Here is a 17,324-nt window from a genome sequence, read left to right on the forward strand (position 1 = left end):
CGCCAGGCGTTGACGAAGCCGCAAGAGCTCAACCCATCCTGCGAGCTGCTGACAGGACGTTGTCAGCAGTGGCGCGATACTGCTCCCCGGAAGAGCTGAGACATTCAGAAGGAGCTGTGTTCGTGAAATTCGCCTCGATACGTCTGATCGCCCGCGACATCAAAGCCGTGGTCGGCTTCTACGAAGAGGTAACAGGCAAGAGGGCCGATTGGCTCGCACCGGTCTTCGCCGAGATCGTGGTCCCGACAGCCACAATCGCTGTCGGAAGCGCGGAGACTGTAGCTCTCTTCAAGGAAGGAAGCGCCGAACCCGCCGCCAACCGCACGGCAATCATCGAATTTCAAGTGACGGACGTCGATGCCGAGTTTGCGCGATTGAAGGACCAGGTCGAAGTCGTTCACGAACCGAAAAATATGCCGTGGGGCAATCGCGCAGCTCAATTCCGTGACCCCGAGGGCACGCTGGTTAGCTTGTATACTCCCGCTACCGACGCCGCCAAGCAGCGGTTTGGATCTCGATGAGCGACAAGTGCTGCGTATCGATCGGCGGGATGGCCCGAGATGAGGATCACGTCTTCTGGTCGCGGTTGACGCGCGCCGCGGCCTGATCGGCAATTGCCGCGAGCGCCGCCTCCTCGAGCGGAAAATCCGCCGCGAGCCAGGCGTCCTCGGCGAGCGTCAACACGTGCCCGAGCGCCGGCCCCTCGGCCATTCCGCGCGCGATGAAATCGGCGGCGCGAAGCGGGAATTTCGGCGCGGTCCAGCGCTGCGGCAGCTCGGCGAGCTCGCGCCAGCGCGACGAGGTCACCTCGCCGCCGGCCCGCGCCCAGCCCAGCAACACACGATCGTGATACCGCTCGGCACCGAGACGGTAGAGCAGCCGCCGCGCATTGGCCTCGTCCTTGGCGGCAAAGCGCCACCAGCGATGGCCCATCGAATCCAGCGCCTTGGCCTCGGCATTGGAGAGCCGCAAGCGCGCGGCCACGCGCTTGGCGTCTTCGGTCACGGCCACGGTCAGCGCGGCGAGACGGCGCGTCGCGCTTGCCGGCAAGCCCAATTCGCCCTCGATTGCAATCATCGCCGACATCGGCCCCGTATAGACGACGCCGCCGGTCAGCGTTTGCAGCAATCCGCTCTCGGCCATCGCCAGCGCAGCGCCGGACGCGCCGCCGGCCACCAGCAATTTCAGCATCTCCATGCGCACGCGTTCGGCCGAGAGGGTCGCAAGGCCCGCCCGTCCGCGGATGCAGGCGAGATAGCCGTCGCGGTCGGGATCGCCGGCGCCAAAGGCGGCATGGATGCGGAAGAAGCGCAGGATGCGCAGAAAATCCTCGGCGATGCGCTGGTCGGGATTGCCGATGAAGCGCACGCGCCGCGCCCTGGCATCCGCGATGCCGCCGACATAATCGTAGACGATGCCGTTCGCGTCGACCGACAAGCCGTTCATGGTGAAGTCGCGCCGTTCGGCATCTTTCACCCAGTCGCGGCCGAACGCGACCTTGGCCTTGCGGCCGAAGGTCTCGGTGTCCTCGCGCAGCGTCGTCACCTCGTAAGGCTGGCTGTCGATGACCAGCGTGACGGTGCCGTGGTCGATGCCGGTCGGCACGCTCTTGATGTGCGCGGCTTTGGCACGACGCACCACCTCGTCCGGCAGCGCCGTAGTCGCGATATCCATATCGCCCGGCGGCAGGCCGAGCAGCGCGTTCCGGACGGTGCCGCCGACCACGCGCGCTTCCTCGCCATTGGCGTTGAGCAGTTGCAGGACGCGCGCCGTCCCGCCTGCGGTCAGCCAGGGCGCACCAGCGAGTATGGGCTCTGCGCTCATCATCCAGCCCTTATTTTTCCATGCCCTATTTTTCTTTGCCTGGCACCAGCTTGCCGTTGACGACATGGGCGGGGATGTAGGTCGAGTTCGGCGCGGCGCCGGAGAAATGCGCAAATCCAATCAGCGCCGCGATGACGAGCACCAGCGCCGCCAGCATCAGGCGCGCGACGATGGTGGTCGGCCATGACGATTGCACGAACAGGCCGGACCTTGTGGCGGCCAGGAACAGCGCATAGACGGCAAAGGGGATGAGGAAAATTCCGATCTCGGTCAGTACCGGCCGGATCATGACGAGTAGATCCGCTCATACAGCACACGCAGCATTCCGGCCGTCGCACCCCAGATGTAGCGTTCTGCAAACGGCATCGCATAGTAAAACCGCTCCATGCCGCGGAATTCCTTGCTGTGCACCTGGTGATTCACCGGATCCATCAGGAAGGATAGCGGCACTTCGAATGCGTCATCAACCTCGGAATGGTTGATCGTGAGCTGAAACCCCGGCCGCACCCTGGCCACCGTGGGCAGGATGCGGAAGCCGAACGCCGTGCCGTAGAGATCGAGATAGCCGATCGGCTCGACGAAATCTCTGGACAACCCGACCTCCTCCTCGGCCTCGCGCAGCGCCGCATCGAGCGGAGAGGAATCGGTCGCGTCGATCTTGCCGCCGGGAAAGGCGATCTGGCCGGCGTGGTCGTTGAGATGGGCCGAGCGCTGCGTCAGCAGGATGGTCGGCTCGGGATGGTCGACCACCGCGATCAGGACCGCCGCCGGCCGCACCGGCTGCTCGCGCGCGACGATCTCGAGCATCTTGTCGGTGCCTGGATCGCCCGACGCGGGAACGATGTTCGGATCGAACAGGCCGGGCGGAACGTCGAAGTCGAGCTTCGCTCTGGAGCGGGCGAAGAAATCCACCGCGCCGATCACGACGGGCTCGCTCTTCTCGCTCTTGGGGATAGGCTTGTTCAAAGCGCGGCCCTCACCTGCTCCGCATCGGCCATGGCGAAGAACTCGCCGGCCGATTCGACGCCGAACATCGGCTGGCCATCGACCATCCGCTCCTCGCCCATGTCAACCAGATCGTAATAGAGCGCGCGGGTGACCTTGGCCCAGAGATCGGCACGCACATGCAGATAGGGTGTCAGCCCGCCGTCTGCCGACTGCGCGAAGCGCAGCCGGTGCGCGGCGTCGCAAATGACCCAGTCGTCGACATTGGTGCGGAAATGCAGCACGCGATGGTTGTCCTCGCCGTCCTCGCGCATCTCGACCGCCATGAACGGCGCATCGTCGACGCGGATGCCGACTTTCTCCACGGGCGTCACGAGAAAATGCTTGTCGCCTTCGCGCTTCAGCACCGTCGAGAACAAGCGGACCAGAGCGGGCCGGCCGATTGGCGTGCCCATGTAGAACCATGTACCATCGGAGGCGATTCGAATGTCGAGATCGCCGCAAAACGGCGGATTCCACAGATGCACCGGAGGCAGACCCTTTTTGGCGCCTTCGGCATTGGCAGCACTTTTGGCGGCGGCAGTCAGCCCCTCAAGACCGTGATCGGCGCTCTGCCCTTGGTTCGCCATGGTTTGCCCTGACTCTGTCATTTGGCACGATTGGTGCAAGATTTGGCACAATTGGTGCAAGTCTGATTTGTACGTTGACGTTGTACGTGAGTGTACGGTTCCACCCCGGATTAATCCGGTGTGGAGGTCGCCACTTCGTGATGCCCTACATATGCCTAAGCCGATAAGGTGGGGATAGGTTAATTCAACGAATACATGGCCTTCCTGCAAGTCTAGCATAGGGCCCATGATCTCGGGTGACGAGACAATTTGACGACGCAAAATAGCCGCGTGGCAGGCTTAAGGAGCTAACGGATGGCGGAAAGTGTCGAGAAGCTCGAAGACGGCATCGTCCGATCGGCCGAGCAGGTGTCGAGCCAGATTCGCGCAGCGAAGGATGCGATTGCGTCGGTGATCTTCGGGCAGGATCGCGTGATCGAGAACACGCTGGTCACCATCCTCGCCGGCGGCCATGCGCTGCTGATCGGTGTGCCCGGCCTCGCCAAGACCAAGCTGGTTGAGACGCTCGGCGTCACGCTCGGTCTTGATGCCAAGCGCATCCAGTTCACGCCTGATTTGATGCCGTCGGACATTCTCGGCGCCGAAGTGCTCGACGAGAGCGCGGGTGGCAAGCGCTCCTTCCGCTTCATCTCCGGCCCCGTGTTCGCGCAATTGCTGATGGCCGACGAAATCAACCGCGCCAGCCCGCGCACGCAATCGGCGCTGCTGCAGGCGATGCAGGAGCAGCACATTACCGTCGCCGGCGCGCGCCACGATCTGCCGAAGCCGTTTCATGTGCTCGCGACCCAGAACCCGCTGGAGCAGGAAGGCACCTATCCGCTGCCCGAAGCGCAGCTCGACCGTTTCCTGATGGAGATCGACGTCGACTATCCCGATCGCGACGCCGAACGGCGCATCCTGTTCGAAACCACCGGCGCCGACGAGACGCTGGCCAAGGGATCGATGACTGCGGACGCGCTCATCACCGCGCAGCGGCTGGTGCGCCGCCTGCCGGTCGGCGATTCCGTGGTCGAAGCCATCCTGTCGCTGGTGCGTTCGGCCCGTCCGGGCGAAGGGAGCGGCGAGACCGGCAAGTTCATCGCCTGGGGTCCGGGCCCGCGCGCCAGCCAATCGCTGATGCTTGCGGTGCGTGCACGCGCGCTGATCGACGGACGTCTCGCACCCTCGATCGACGACGTGCTCGACCTCGCCGAGCCGATCTTGAAGCACCGCATGGCCTTGACGTTCCAGGCACGTGCCGAAGGCCGCACGATTCCGGACGTGATCAAACAATTGAAGACACGGATCGGTTGATGGCCGCAGACACCGGGCACACAGCGAAGGAGATTATTGCGATCCGACGTGCCGATGGCGAAAGCCGTACGCTCGCCGCGTCGCTGCCGCGCCTGGTGCTCGAGGCCCGCCGTATCGCCGCCAACGTCATCCACGGCCTGCACGGCCGGCGCCGCGCCGGCTCCGGCGAAAATTTCTGGCAGTACCGCCGCTTCGTCTCCGGTGAACCCTCGCAGAACGTCGACTGGCGCCGCTCGGCCCGTGACGACCATCTCTATGTCCGCGAGCTCGAATGGGAAGCCTCGCACACGGTCTGGATCTGGCCCGACCGATCGCCGTCGATGGCCTTCGCCTCGAAGACCGCGCGTGAATCCAAGCTCGAGCGCACGCTGATAGTTGCGTTCGCGCTGGCCGAGCTGCTGGTCGCGGGCGGTGAGCGCGTCGGCATTCCCGGGCTGATGGCGCCGACCGCGAGCCGCAGCGTCATCGACAAGATGGCGCAGGCGATGCTGCATGACGATGCCGACCGGCTGAGCCTGCCGCCGTCCTTCGTGCCTGCGGCGCTGGCCGAGATCATCGTGCTGTCGGATTTCTGGTCGCCGATCGCGGAGATCAAGGCCACGCTCGCAGGGCTCTCCGGCTCCGGCGCGCATGGCACGCTGGTGCAGGTCGTCGATCCCGCCGAGGAATCGTTCCCCTATTCCGGCCGCGTCGAGTTCGTCGAGCCGGAAGGCTTCGGCGTGATCACCGCCGGCCGTGCCGAGAGCTGGGCGCAGGACTACACCGCGCGGCTCGCGCTGCACCGCGATCAGATCCGCGCCGAGACCAGCAAGCTCGACTGGCTGTTCACGACGCATGCGACCGACCGCTCGGCAGCCGAGATGCTGCTGTTCCTGCATGCCGGCATGCAGGTGAGCAAGTCGGGCGCCCGCACCACCACGATCAAGGCGGGGCCGGCCGCATGATGGGATTGCCGCTCGCCTTCACCGAACCGCTGCTCCTGATCGGCCTCGTCAGTCTGCCGGTGCTGTGGTGGCTCTTGCGCGTGATGCCGCCGCGACCGCGCCGCATCGAGTTTCCGCCGACGCGCCTGTTGTTCGACATCGCGCCCAGGGAAGAGACGCCGTCGCGGACGCCGTGGTGGCTGACCGCGCTGCGCCTCCTGGCTGCGGCGCTCGTCATTTTCGCCGCCGCCGGCCCGATCTGGAATCCGCAGACCGGCCTTGCCGCCAGCAAGGCGCCGCTGATGATCATGTTCGATGACGGCTGGAGCGCCGCATCGAACTGGGACACGCGGATCAGGGCCGCCGACGAGCTGATCGCCAACGCCGAGAACGACCGCCGCGCCATCGCGCTGGTGCCGCTGTCCGAGCCGAACCGCGACATCACGCTGATGCCGGCGGGCGCCGCACGCGTCGCGCTGCGGCAGCTCACGCCAAAGCCCTATTCGATCGATCGCGTTGAAACCCTTGCCGCGATCGATCGTTTCCTGAAGGCGACCGGCGATTGCGAGATCGCGTGGCTATCGGACGGCGTCGATACCGGCCGCGGCGAAGAGTTCGTGCAAGGGCTCGGCAAGACCTTAGGGGATCGCAGCTTGACGGTGTTCGAAGGCGGCACCTCCTCCCCGATGGCGCTGGCGGCGGCGGAAAACGCGGCGGCGAAGATGACGGTGAAGGTGCTGCGTGCCGACAGCGGCATCGCCACCGGCACCGTGCGCGCGCTGGACCAGAAGGGCTCGCCGATCGGCGAGGCGCGTTACACGTTCGGACCGCAGGACAAGGAGACCGAGGCAGCGTTCGATCTGCCGGTCGAGCTGCGCAACGACATCTCCAGGCTCGAGATCTCCGGCGAGCGTTCGGCAGGCGCGGTGCAGCTGCTCGACAAGCGCTGGCGGCGACGCGCCATCGGCATCGTCTCGGGCTCGACGAGCGAGACCGCGCAGCCGCTGCTGGCGCCGACCTTCTACCTGACGCGCGCGCTGGCGCCGTTCGCCGACGTGCGGCTCGCCGACAAGGGCTCGCCGCAGCAGGGCATCACACAATTTCTGGACCAGAAGCTGCCGATGATCATCCTGGCCGATGTCGGCACCATCGCACCCGAATTGCGCGAGCGCCTCAACGCCTGGATCGACCAAGGCGGTGTGCTGGTGCGGTTCGCAGGGCCAAGGCTCGCGCAGGCCGAAGACGATCTCGTTCCGGTCAAGCTGCGCAAGGGCGGCCGCACGCTCGGCGGCAGCCTGACCTGGGAGAAGCCGCAGCATCTCGCCTCCTTCGCGGCCGATGGTCCCTTTGCCGGAATCGTGGTGCCGAAGGACGTCACCGTGAGCCGGCAGGTGCTGGCCGAGCCCGATGCGGTGCTCGCCACCAAGAGCTGGGCCTCGCTCGAAGACGGCACGCCGCTGGTGACCGGCGAGCATCGCGGCAAGGGGCTGGTCAGCCTGTTCCATGTCAGCGCCGACATGCGCTGGTCGGATCTGCCGATGTCGGGCACCTTCGTCGAAATGCTCAGGCGTGTCGTCGACATGTCCGGCTACACGTCGAAGCCCGGCGCCGGCGTTGCCACGGAGGCGAGCGCCGAGACGCTGGCGCCGCTGCACTTGCTCGACGGCTTCGGTGCCTTCGGGCCGCCGCCGGCCAGCGCCAAGCCGCTAACGGCTGATTATCGCGACCGCGCCACGCCGGACCATCCGCCCGGCTTCTACGGTCCGGCAGAAGGACCGCTCGCCGTGAACACGCTCGCAGCCGCCGACCGCATCGCAGCCCTCGACACCACCGGCCTGCGCGCGCGGCACGCCACCTACACCAATGCCGAGCCCCGCGATTTGCGCGGCTGGCTGCTGTCGACGTCGCTCGCGCTGTTCCTGGTGGACGCCGTCATCGTCGCGTTGCTCGGCGGCGGTCTCGCCGCGCTGCTGCGCCGCCGCGCCGCGCCCGCCATCATCCTGCTGGGGCTCGTGCTCGCAGGCATCGCGGTGCTTGCTCCGACGCCATCGCGCGCCGACAGCGCGGCCGACGAATTCGCGATGAAGGCGACGTCGCAGACCCGCCTCGCTTATGTCGTCACCGGCAATGCCGACGTCGATTCCATCGTCAAGGCCGGTATGTCCGGCCTGACGCTGTTCCTGGCGCAGCGCACCGCGCTCGAGGCCGGCGATCCCGTCGGCATCGATCTCGCGCACGACGAACTCGCCTTCTTCCCGCTGATCTACTGGCCGATCGTGCCGGGCGCACCGAAGCCGCCGCAAGACGCCATCAACAAGATCGACGTCTATATGAAGCAGGGCGGCACCGTCATCTTCGACACCCGCGACGCCGTCGAAGCGCCACCCGGCGAGAACGGCGCCTCGCAGACGCCGGGCATGCAGGCCCTGCGCGAGATCCTGTCCTCGCTCGACGTGCCCGAGCTCGAGCCGGTGCCGCGCGAGCACGTGCTGACCAAGACCTTCTATCTGCTGCGCGACTTCCCCGGCCGCTTCAACTCGGGCCAGACCTGGGTCGAGGCGCTGCCGCGCGAGGACGACGACGAGAGCGCGCAGAAGCCCGCGCGCGGCGGCGACGGCGTCTCGCCAATCATCATCACCTCCAACGACCTCGCGGGCGCCTGGGCGCTCCGTCCCGACGGCCAGCCGATGCTGCCGCTGACCCCGGGCGAGCCGCGCCAGCGCGAATTCGCCTACCGCGCCGGCGTCAACATCGTGATGTACACGCTGACCGGCAACTACAAGGCCGACCAGGTGCACGCACCGGCCCTGATCGAACGGCTCGGGCAATAGGATCGACATGAATTACGGCATCGCCTTCACGCCGCTGGTTCCCGCGATCGTCCTGTGGGTCGCGCTCGCTGCGATCGTGGTCATCGCAGCCGTGCTGCTGCTTGCGCGGGCGCGCGGTGCGGCTGTGCGCGTGGCAGCACTTGCGCTGTTTTTGCTGGCGCTCGCCAATCCCTCGTTCACGCGCGAGGACCGCGATCCCCTCACCTCGATCGCCGCCGTCGTCGTCGACAAGAGCCCGAGCCAGAATTTCGGCAAGCGCAACCAGGAGGCAGCGAAAGCGCAGGAGGCGCTGGTCGACAGCCTGAAGAAGATCAAGGGGCTGGAGGTGCGCGTCGTCGATGCCGGACAGGCCGACGGCGAGACCGACGGCACGCGATTGTTCGGCGCGCTGGCCTCCGCGCTGTCGGATGTGCCAGTCGACCGCGTCGCCGGCGCGTTCCTGATCACCGACGGCCGTGTTCACGACATCCCGGCCAATGCCGCCGCGCTCGGCTTCCAGGCGCCGGTGCAGGCGCTGATCACGGGACAGAAAGATGAGCGCGACCGCCGCATCGCGATCACGGCGGCGCCGCGCTTCGGCATCGTCGGGCAGAACCAGACCATCACCTACCGGCTCGACGACCAGGGCGTCTCTGGCGAGCGCGCCAAGGTCACGGTCCGCCGCGACGGCGAGGTCATCAACGAGCGCACGCTGTCGAGCGGCCAGACCGCGAGCGTCGACGTCGAGATCAAGCACGCCGGGCAGAACATCGTCGAGATCGAGGCCTCGCCGCTCGAGCGGGAGCTGACGCCGGTGAACAACCGTGCGGTCGTCGCCATCGACGGCGTGCGCGACAAGCTGCGCGTGCTGCTCGTCTCCGGCGAACCGCATGCAGGCGAACGCACCTGGCGCAACCTGCTGAAATCCGACGCCAGCGTCGATCTCGTGCACTTCACCATTCTGCGTCCGCCGGAGAAGCAGGACGGCACGCCGATCAACGAATTGTCGCTGATCGCGTTTCCGACCCGCGAGCTGTTCCAGCAGAAGATCAACGAATTCCAGCTGATCATCTTCGATCGCTACGCCCGCCAGGGCGTGCTGCCGATCGCCTATTTCGACAACATCGCGCGCTATGTGCGCTCGGGCGGCGCCGTGCTGGTCTCGGCCGGTCCTGATTATGCTTCCAACACCAGCATCTGGCGCACGCCGCTGGATTCGGTGCTGCCGGCCGAGCCCGTCGGCGTCACCGAGAAGCCGTTCTATGCGCACCTGTCCGATGTCGGCAAGCGCCACCCCGTCACGCGTGGGCTGGAGGGCTCGGCGAGCGAGCCACCGCATTGGAGCCGGTTCTTCCGCGCCGTCGACACCCGCAACTTCGTCAATCCGCCGGTGATGACAGGCGCGGACGGCAAGCCGCTGCTGTTCCTGTCGCGCTTCGGCGAAGGCCGCGTCGCGCTGCTGCTGTCCGACCACATCTGGCTGTGGGCGCGCGGCTACGAAGGCGGCGGTCCGCATCTCGACCTGTTGCGACGGATGTCGCACTGGCTGATGAAGCAGCCGGACCTCGACGAGGAAGCGCTGCGCCTCCAGGTACAGGGTAAGGATCTCGTCGTCGTGCGCCAGACCATGGCGGACAGCGTCCAGCCGGTGAGCGTGACCTCGCCCTCCGGTGTCTCGCATGATCTGACGCTCAGCCCCGGCGATCCCGGCGAGTGGCGCGCCAGCCTGCCGGCCAGCGAGCTCGGCCTGTGGCAGGCGACGGACGGCACGCTGAAGGCGCTGATCAATGTCGGCCCGACCAATCCGAAGGAGTTTTCGGAAGTCACCTCCACCACCGAGACCCTGAAGCCGCTGACGCAGGCCACCGGCGGCAATTCCGTACGGATCGCGGATGGCGGGAGCGTCGAGCTACCGCGCATCGTCCCGGTCCGCTCGGCGGGCGTCTTTGCAGGCGACGGCTGGATGGGCGTGCGGATGCGCGACGCAAGCGTCGTCAAGGGCGTCGGCGTGCTGCCGATCTTCGCCGGCCTGATCGGGCTGTTGCTGCTGCTCGGCGCCTTTGCCGCGACGTGGCTGCGGGAGGGGCGCTGATCGCGCTCGTTGTTAAGACCCGAAATACTGCCGAGCCAAACCCGCGCGATCACGGCGGGCTCGCCAGCGAAGTCTATCCGGTAAACATCCAGAGCCGCTCGCTTGCCATATAGCCGACGAGCAATAATCCGCCGAACGCGACGATGAGCGCCGAGGCGCTAACTTCGATCGCTCGCATGGCGAGCATGCCCATTCCGGAGCGTGACGCGGCAATACGGCTCGCTGCGCGCCGCGCGCCAACCGCAAGGGTAGCGATCGCGGCCACGGTGATCGCCGTTCCCAATCCCATGATCAGCGTTGCACCCACGCCGGTCCAGAACAAGTCCTGCGCCAGCGCGAAGATCAGCACGATGATGGCGCCGGAGCAGGGGCGCAGTCCCACCGCGAGCACCGCGGCCATCCCTCGTCGCCATCCGCCGGCGCCGGCGAGAGCGGCGGGCTCGGGCCCATGGGCATGGCCCCAAGCCGAAGCATGGTGATCGTGATCGCCTTCACATTGGAAGCCGTGAGCGACACATCCGTCAAACTCGCATTGCCCTGCGCGCATAGCCATCGCACCTGGCTTCCTGGTGGATAATTGAAAGGTCGTGGCGTCGACGGCCTTGGCCGCGGGAACCGAGGCAAAGGCGAGCTCGGGCGCTTGACGCCAGGTCAGTTCGCGGCTGGCAATCAGGAAGGCGCGGCCTTTGACATAGAGAAGCCGCAGGCCAATCAGGATAACGAGACCATAACTGACGATCTCGACCAGATGGACGGTCAGTCCGATCGCCTTGGCAGTTGCGCCCAGCAGCACGGCTGCGATGGCCACGACGATGATGGCAACGACCGCCTGGATACCCGCGGATGCAAACGACAGGACGACGCCGCGGCGCCAGGTCTCCTCATTGGCGACGAGATACGAGGAGATCACGGCCTTGCCATGTCCGGGGCCAACGGCGTGGAAGATGCCGTAGACAAAGGAAATGCCGAACAATTCCCACATCGCGGCCCCATTCTCCCTGCTTGCCCGGATGTAGCCCGACAGCGAGCGGTAGAAGGTGGCCTGCTCGGCGAAGATCCAGCCCGTAATGCCTGACGAGGATATGGCTGTTGCAGGATGCGGCACGCCGAACGGTGCGGCCCACGCCGACGCGATACCGGTCGCGCAGGTCACGAGGATCACGGTCCAGATTGTCCAGAAGAATTTGCGGGATCCGGTCACGGGCATTTCACCTGAATCTTGTTGGCGAAGATTTCGCCATAGGTGCTGGAAGCATCGAGCGGTACGGCATCGAGTTGGCTGAGCCGCGCCTGCTCGGCCGGCGTCGGCTGATGCGGAAGATCGTAGGTCACGGCGCATTGCGGCGCGCCGTTCAAGGACACCGGCTTGTCCTTGGCGAACTCGAAATCCACGAAGATGCTGGGGTCGTAGACCTCGATCTGCATGGCGTTGGCGGAGGCCGCCGCTCTCAGGGGCAAGGTGAAGTGCAGGGTCAGCGCGGCGTTCTTGTAGTCGAGCCAATAGTCGACGGGGTCGCCGAACTTCAGCTTCTTGCCGTCGGCGCGCGCGTAGGTGAAATAAGCGTACTCCTTCAGGGAATTCATGTTGGTCTGGGCAAGCGAGGCCAGTTCCTCGCGCGTGTAATGTCCTTTCTTGGCGTGGGAGATGCCCTGCAGCGCATAGGCCGAAAACATGTCGTCGAAGGTCCATTCATGACGGACGCCCGTCATCTTGCCGTCGGCCGCGTACAGCACGTCGCTGTGGAAAGTGACCCAGACATGAGGATGCGCCTCCGCACGGTCCACAAGCGACCAAAGCAGGAAGACCGCGCAGCAGCAGGACATCAGTTTTATCATGATGTGTTCGCCGAATCGAGAAATTGAGCACCCGCAAGCGGGGACGGTGTCTTGAAGCCCTCTTGTCTTGATAGCGCACGAGCTGACGCATGCATGCGCACGCGTGCTACTCAGGGGATATCCCGGCAAGCACGGAGAGCGTCGTCGATAATCAGATGGCCGGCGGCGCGCGCGACAGGAATGCAGCACGCCGCTGTCGAAATATTTGATCGGAAACCGGATTGAACGCGCGATCGGTCTCGGCGAACTGCAACGAATGCGGATGTGCCGACGCAGCCGGCAGCGAAGAGTTCGAGAGCAGGAAGCTCGAGAAGCAGATTTGGCAGCGGTCCTCGTCATCGGCCAGCCGTGACGGGATCTTCTCGACGGCTTGCAGTTTCGAGCGGTCGTGCCCGACGCTTGCGATATCGGCGCTGTCGATCCCGGAAGCTACGAGACCATGCTCGTGGACGTGCGCAAAAGACAGCGCGAGCTGCAGCGTCAGCGCCATCAACGCGAGATACGCGCCGCATCGCCGGGCGAAGAGCCGCAGCAGCTTCATTTTCGCCCCTGCCAACGGAGCCGTCCCTTCCGTAGTTCTGCCGCCATCGCGCAGTGACGGCCGATTCCCCCTTTGGACGAGCAAAATATGGCAAACGAGCGGCCATGAGCGCGCGCCGGCGAAGCGCGCAGCTTCTGCCGCGCAGTCGCGCACACGCGTTCTATCGGGACGATGACGCGCCTTCACAGCTGCACATCTGCCTTGACGACATCACCCGCAACAGGATAGCTGTAATGTTATAACATTACATATGGAGTGTCCATGAGCAGGCGTCAGATCGCCAGAGACCCCAGCCTCCCCGCCAGTCGCGAAACCGCACTTTGCGACATGACCACCGGCGTCGTCGTTCTCGGCATCGACTTCCGTTCGAAATGCCGCGAGCGGGTTTACGACGCGGACAAGATCTGGTCCGGGGAGCACACGGTGCTGGACTACACCGAGATCTAAAGCCGCTCCTCCGCGACGTTGATGGCGAAGCAGCAAGCCCACCCTCGACTTCATCCGACGAGCCGGAAATGCAGATCTCCGTCACCAATCGGCCACAACGCGAAACATTCGAGTTGTCGATCCGACCACCGCCAATTGACCGGAGAGCCCGGTCAGATAACATTACGGATTGAGGATAGCGGTTTGGGATGCGCTGGTTTCGGAAACATATCGCGCAAGGTTCGTGGTTCGCGCTTCTCGCGCTGGCCATCAACTTCACGCTCGCCTTCGGTCACGTCCATCTCATGGACGGGCGCGAGTCCGGACATCCGTTGCTGCTGTCTCTCGGGGCGGGTGACGCCGGCCAAAGCCAGAACCATCCTGCGAACCATCCCGACGACGATCTTTGCCCGATCTGCATGGCCGTCGCCGCCATGGGCAACGCGCTCGCCTCAACGCCTCCGGCGGCGCTGCCGATCGAACTGGCTGAAGCAAGGATCGATCGCCCGGTCGATCGATTGCGCGCGGCACCGTGTTCCCCACGCGCCAGCTTTCAATCGCGCGCGCCTCCGATCTCCTGACGTCAAAGCTTCGATCCACAGCTAGCGCCGCGTAGTCAGGCGCGCCGCGGGCCATGGAGCGAAGCTCCTTTCGCCGGCGCGCCGTCGCCTTGCGGAAAAGTGTCTCGTCAGGACTTCTCAAATGAACAGCCTCCCCTCGTTGCGTGCGTTTCGCATCCTGCTGATGTCGGCATCGTCGCTGACTCTTGCGACCCTCTGGAGCGCGGGCGCGATGGCGCAGAACAGCAACGCAACGCCCGGCACCGCGACGCCGCAGCCCACCGCTTCGCCGACCGCGGCACCTTCGCCGACGCCGCAGGCAACGGAGACACCTGCCCCGACGCAGCCCACGGCGCAAGCGCCGCAGCAGGCGGCTCCCGCTGCCCAACCGGGCACAACCGTGCTGCCGGAAACCCGCGTAGCCGCGCCGGTCGAGCGACGGCGGCCGCGCACGCCACCGCAGCCGACGAGGCAGGTGACGAGGCAGGTCACGACCAGTCAGCCCGCGACTGTGCCGACGCAGGCGCAGGTCGAGGCCGCAGCCAATCGTCAGGTCGTCCAGCAGACCCAGAATTTCGACCAGCGGCGTGACAGCGTCATCCTGCCGAAGACCGGCACGACGAACTACGAACTCAACCAAAAGGACATCGAGACGCTCCCGCAGGGAAGCGCGGCTCAGCTCAGCGACATCGTGCTGCAATTTCCCGGCGTCTACCAGGATTCGACGAGCGCCGGCGACTTCCACATCCGCAACGAGCACGCCAACGTTCAGTACCGGATCAACGGAATCCTGCTGCCCGATGGCGTTTCCGGATTCTCGCAGCTTCTGGAGACCTCGTTCATCAGCAACATCCAGTTGCTCACCGGCGCGCTGCCGGCGCAATACGGCTTGCACACGGCGGGCGTGCTCGACATCACCTCCAAGAGCGGAGCCGCGCTGGCCGGCGGCAGCGTCAGCATCTATGGCGGCAGCCGCCAGACCATCACGCCCAGCTTCGAATATGGCGGGGTCGCTGGAAACACCGACTATTATGTCGCCGGCCGCTACCTCAACAACGGCCTCGGTCTCGAGAATCCGCTGCCGTCCCTCAACGCCATTCACGACCATTCCGAACAGGGCCGATTCTTCGCCTATACGTCGACGGCACTTGATCCGATGACGCGGGTCGTCACCATTTCGGGCTTCGGCCTGACCCGTTACCAGATCCCCAACAATCCTGGGCAGCCCGGCAACGCCGGCGGCTTTTGCACCGACCCGGCCTGCAGCACCTATACCGCTTTTGGCAAAAGCGCCTTTGATTCGGCGACCCTCAATGAAAACCAATACGAGAAGAACGCCTACAACGTCATTGCCTGGCAGAAATCCGAAGGCAATTTCGATGCGCAGCTCTCTTATTATTCGCGCTACAGCGATCTTCACTTCGTTCCGGATCCCGTTGGCGATCTCTTCATCAACAACGTCGCATCCGATGTTTACCGCAGCTCGTTCCTCAACGGTGTGTCCGGCGATTTCTCGTACCGCCTGAACGAGGCGCACACCGTTCGCGCCGGCTTTTACACCCACGGCGAGCAAACCCGGATCGCGAACGTCAGCACGGTTCAGCCGCTCGACCCGGCCGATCCGAGCGGCGTGACGGCGATCGATTCGCCGTTCAACATTCTCGACCAGAGCAAATTGTTCGGCTGGCAGCTCGGCGCCTATGCCCAGGACGAGTGGCGGCTCACCCGGGAGCTCACGCTCAATTACGGCTTGCGGTTCGATCAGATCTACCAATACACCGATGCCAACCAGTTCAGTCCGCGCGCCAGTCTGACCTACAAGCCATGGTGGTCGACCGTGCTGCATGCCGGTTACATGCGCACGTTCCAGCCGCCGCCGCAGGTGCTTGGCCGGCTGGCTGCAGCGGATATCTTCAACGGCACGACTTCCGCCGTTCCGACCGTCACGCCCGATCAGGCGGCGGTTCTGCCGGGCCAGGTGGCCGGCCAGCCTCTCCAGAATATCGGCGCGATCCAACCCGAGCGGGCCGATGTGTACGACGCCGGCTTCACGCAGCAACTGCTGCCGCAATGTCCGACGAGCCCGGGCGGGATGCCGACCAAAGCGCCCGTCGCAGCAAATTGTCCGAGCCTGGAACTTGGCGGCAGCATCTACTACAAAAAGGCCAGGGATCTGCTTGACGACGGGCAGTTCGGCCAAGCCTACACGCTCACCGCGTTCAACTACGATAGAGCGGAAAATTACGGCGCCGAGCTGAAACTCGGGTTCAGGTGGGGTGGCTTCTCTGCTGCCACCAGCTGGGCATGGGGGATCCAGCACGCACACACGGTCGTCTCAAACCAGACGCTGTTTAGTCCGGACGACCTGGTCTACATCCAGAGCCATTGGATCCACACCGACCACGATCAGACCTACACGGGTTCGGGACGGGTCGCATACCGGTGGTATGACTCCAGCAGCTGGTTGGACGGCACCACTGTGAGCGCAAGCTTCATCTACGGCAGCGGCCTGCGGACCGACCCCGCAGATGGCTCGACCTGCCCCAACTGCGCTCACCTGCCGTCCTACTGGCAGGTCAACACCGGCGTGTCGCACGAGTTCGTCAATGGCTGGAACGGACTGCCGGTGACGGTCCGGTTCGATGTGGTCAACGTGGCCGACACCATTTATCAAATTCGCAACGGCAGCGGCATCGGCGTATTTGCACCGCAATACGGACCGCGCCGCGGATACTATTTCGGCATCTCGCAAAAGATCGGCGGACCGGAGAAGACTACCGGCGTCCTGGGCGCCTTCTACACCAAGGCTCACGCCCCGATCGCCTATCATTGGGCCGGCGCCTATGTCGGTGCCAATTTCGGCGGCGCACTGAGTGCGGGCGAGCATGTGCTGACGCCGATCGGCTGGGGTGCGACAAATCCCGCCGGCGCGCTGGGTGGTTTGCAGTTCGGGTACAATCATCTGCTTGCGCCGAACTGGCTGGTCGGCATCGAGGGCGAACTCGAATGGACCTCGGCACAGGGCAAAGCCAATTTCGTCGATCCCGCCGGAACGTCCGCACTGTCGATGACCAGCGATCACAATTGGTATGACACCTTGAGTGGCCGGATCGGCTATGTCATGGGACCGCTGATGCTATATGCAAAGGGCGGCGCCGCATGGATGAATGCCGATTACCGTATGGACGTGAACAGCGGCCTCGATGGCACCACCCTGGTCAGCACGACCAGGCCTGGCTGGATCGCCGGTGGCGGCGTGGAATATATGCTGGGCTCTCGCTGGTCGGCCAAGCTGGAGTATAATCACCTCGACTTCGGCAGCAAAACCTTGAGCTTCGCCACCCCGTTCGGCAACAGCGTGAGCGTCGAGACCGCGGTCGACCAAGTCAAAGCGGGTGTGAACTATCACCTTGAAGGGCTACTTTGACAGCTTTTCGCGGAACAT

General features: G+C 65.0%; 15 protein-coding genes. 8 read left to right on the forward strand and 7 right to left on the reverse strand.

Annotation, left to right across the window (positions count from 1 at the left end; translation table 11 throughout):
* Nucleotides 1-122 precede the first annotated feature (122 nt).
* Entirely contained in the window at nucleotides 123-521 is a 399-nt protein-coding gene (locus JJE66_RS28650; protein ID WP_200517797.1) for a VOC family protein, read from the forward strand.
* 46 nt (nucleotides 522-567) lie between these two features.
* On the opposite strand, the gene JJE66_RS28655 is transcribed toward JJE66_RS28650, so the two are convergent.
* The 4 genes from JJE66_RS28655 to JJE66_RS28670 are packed head-to-tail and all read right to left on the reverse strand — an operon-like array spanning nucleotide 568 to nucleotide 3,398.
* A complete protein-coding gene (locus JJE66_RS28655) occupies nucleotides 568-1,824 on the reverse strand; it encodes a CCA tRNA nucleotidyltransferase (protein WP_200517798.1) in 1,257 nt (418 codons plus the stop codon).
* 25 nt (nucleotides 1,825-1,849) lie between these two features.
* The gene (locus JJE66_RS28660; RefSeq protein ID WP_200517799.1) at nucleotides 1,850-2,113 is read right to left on the reverse strand and encodes a DUF6111 family protein; all 264 of its coding nucleotides are present in this window, start codon (nucleotides 2,111-2,113) and stop codon (nucleotides 1,850-1,852) included.
* Nucleotides 2,110-2,790 (reverse strand): CoA pyrophosphatase, encoded by a 681-nt coding sequence (locus tag JJE66_RS28665; protein ID WP_200517800.1) that lies wholly within the window; start codon nucleotides 2,788-2,790, stop codon nucleotides 2,110-2,112. Before JJE66_RS28665 ends, JJE66_RS28660 begins: the two co-directional genes overlap by 4 nt.
* Nucleotides 2,787-3,398, reverse strand: a complete 612-nt coding sequence (locus JJE66_RS28670) for a DUF1285 domain-containing protein (protein ID WP_200517801.1) — start codon at nucleotides 3,396-3,398, stop codon at nucleotides 2,787-2,789. The genes JJE66_RS28665 and JJE66_RS28670 overlap by 4 nt, the downstream gene beginning before the upstream one ends.
* 294 nt (nucleotides 3,399-3,692) lie before the next feature.
* Between JJE66_RS28670 and JJE66_RS28675 the strand changes: the two genes are divergently transcribed.
* The 4 genes from JJE66_RS28675 to JJE66_RS28690 are packed head-to-tail and all read left to right on the forward strand — an operon-like array spanning nucleotide 3,693 to nucleotide 10,516.
* The gene (locus JJE66_RS28675) at nucleotides 3,693-4,691 is read left to right on the forward strand and encodes a MoxR family ATPase (protein WP_200517802.1); all 999 of its coding nucleotides are present in this window, start codon (nucleotides 3,693-3,695) and stop codon (nucleotides 4,689-4,691) included.
* Nucleotides 4,691-5,635 (forward strand): DUF58 domain-containing protein, encoded by a 945-nt coding sequence (locus JJE66_RS28680; protein ID WP_200517803.1) that lies wholly within the window; start codon nucleotides 4,691-4,693, stop codon nucleotides 5,633-5,635. Before JJE66_RS28675 ends, JJE66_RS28680 begins: the two co-directional genes overlap by 1 nt.
* Entirely contained in the window at nucleotides 5,632-8,445 is a 2,814-nt protein-coding gene (locus JJE66_RS28685) for a DUF4159 domain-containing protein (protein WP_200517804.1), read from the forward strand. Before JJE66_RS28680 ends, JJE66_RS28685 begins: the two co-directional genes overlap by 4 nt.
* Nucleotides 8,446-8,452: 7 nt before the next feature.
* The gene (locus JJE66_RS28690) at nucleotides 8,453-10,516 is read left to right on the forward strand and encodes a hypothetical protein (protein WP_200517805.1); all 2,064 of its coding nucleotides are present in this window, start codon (nucleotides 8,453-8,455) and stop codon (nucleotides 10,514-10,516) included.
* A 73-nt stretch (nucleotides 10,517-10,589) separates the two neighbouring features.
* Here the strand turns inward: JJE66_RS28690 and JJE66_RS28695 are convergent, their stop codons facing one another.
* The 3 genes from JJE66_RS28695 to JJE66_RS28705 all read right to left on the reverse strand — a co-directional run bounded on the left by JJE66_RS28695 (nucleotide 10,590) and on the right by JJE66_RS28705 (nucleotide 12,893).
* Nucleotides 10,590-11,717: a nickel transporter gene (locus JJE66_RS28695; RefSeq protein WP_311979964.1), complete on the reverse strand. Its 1,128-nt coding sequence runs from the start codon at nucleotides 11,715-11,717 to the stop codon at nucleotides 10,590-10,592.
* Nucleotides 11,714-12,352 carry a DUF1007 family protein gene (locus JJE66_RS28700; protein ID WP_200517807.1) on the reverse strand — a complete coding sequence of 213 codons (639 nt, stop codon included), beginning with the start codon at nucleotides 12,350-12,352 and terminating at the stop codon, nucleotides 11,714-11,716. The genes JJE66_RS28695 and JJE66_RS28700 overlap by 4 nt, the downstream gene beginning before the upstream one ends.
* A gap of 151 nt (nucleotides 12,353-12,503) precedes the next feature.
* Nucleotides 12,504-12,893 carry a hypothetical protein gene (locus JJE66_RS28705; protein WP_200517808.1) on the reverse strand — a complete coding sequence of 130 codons (390 nt, stop codon included), beginning with the start codon at nucleotides 12,891-12,893 and terminating at the stop codon, nucleotides 12,504-12,506.
* 261 nt (nucleotides 12,894-13,154) lie between these two features.
* Between JJE66_RS28705 and JJE66_RS28710 the strand changes: the two genes are divergently transcribed.
* The 3 genes from JJE66_RS28710 (at nucleotide 13,155) to JJE66_RS28720 (ending at nucleotide 17,306) form a co-directional block, all read left to right on the forward strand.
* Entirely contained in the window at nucleotides 13,155-13,340 is a 186-nt protein-coding gene (locus JJE66_RS28710; RefSeq protein ID WP_200517809.1) for a hypothetical protein, read from the forward strand.
* Between the two features lie 188 nt (nucleotides 13,341-13,528).
* Entirely contained in the window at nucleotides 13,529-13,900 is a 372-nt protein-coding gene (locus JJE66_RS28715; protein ID WP_200517810.1) for a DUF2946 family protein, read from the forward strand.
* Nucleotides 13,901-14,021: 121 nt separating this feature from the next.
* The gene (locus tag JJE66_RS28720) at nucleotides 14,022-17,306 is read left to right on the forward strand and encodes a TonB-dependent receptor domain-containing protein (protein ID WP_200517811.1); all 3,285 of its coding nucleotides are present in this window, start codon (nucleotides 14,022-14,024) and stop codon (nucleotides 17,304-17,306) included.
* Nucleotides 17,307-17,324: the final 18 nt, after the last annotated feature.

It is taken from the genome of Bradyrhizobium diazoefficiens (assembly GCF_016612535.1).
In the GTDB taxonomy this organism is placed as follows: domain Bacteria; phylum Pseudomonadota; class Alphaproteobacteria; order Rhizobiales; family Xanthobacteraceae; genus Bradyrhizobium; species Bradyrhizobium diazoefficiens_C.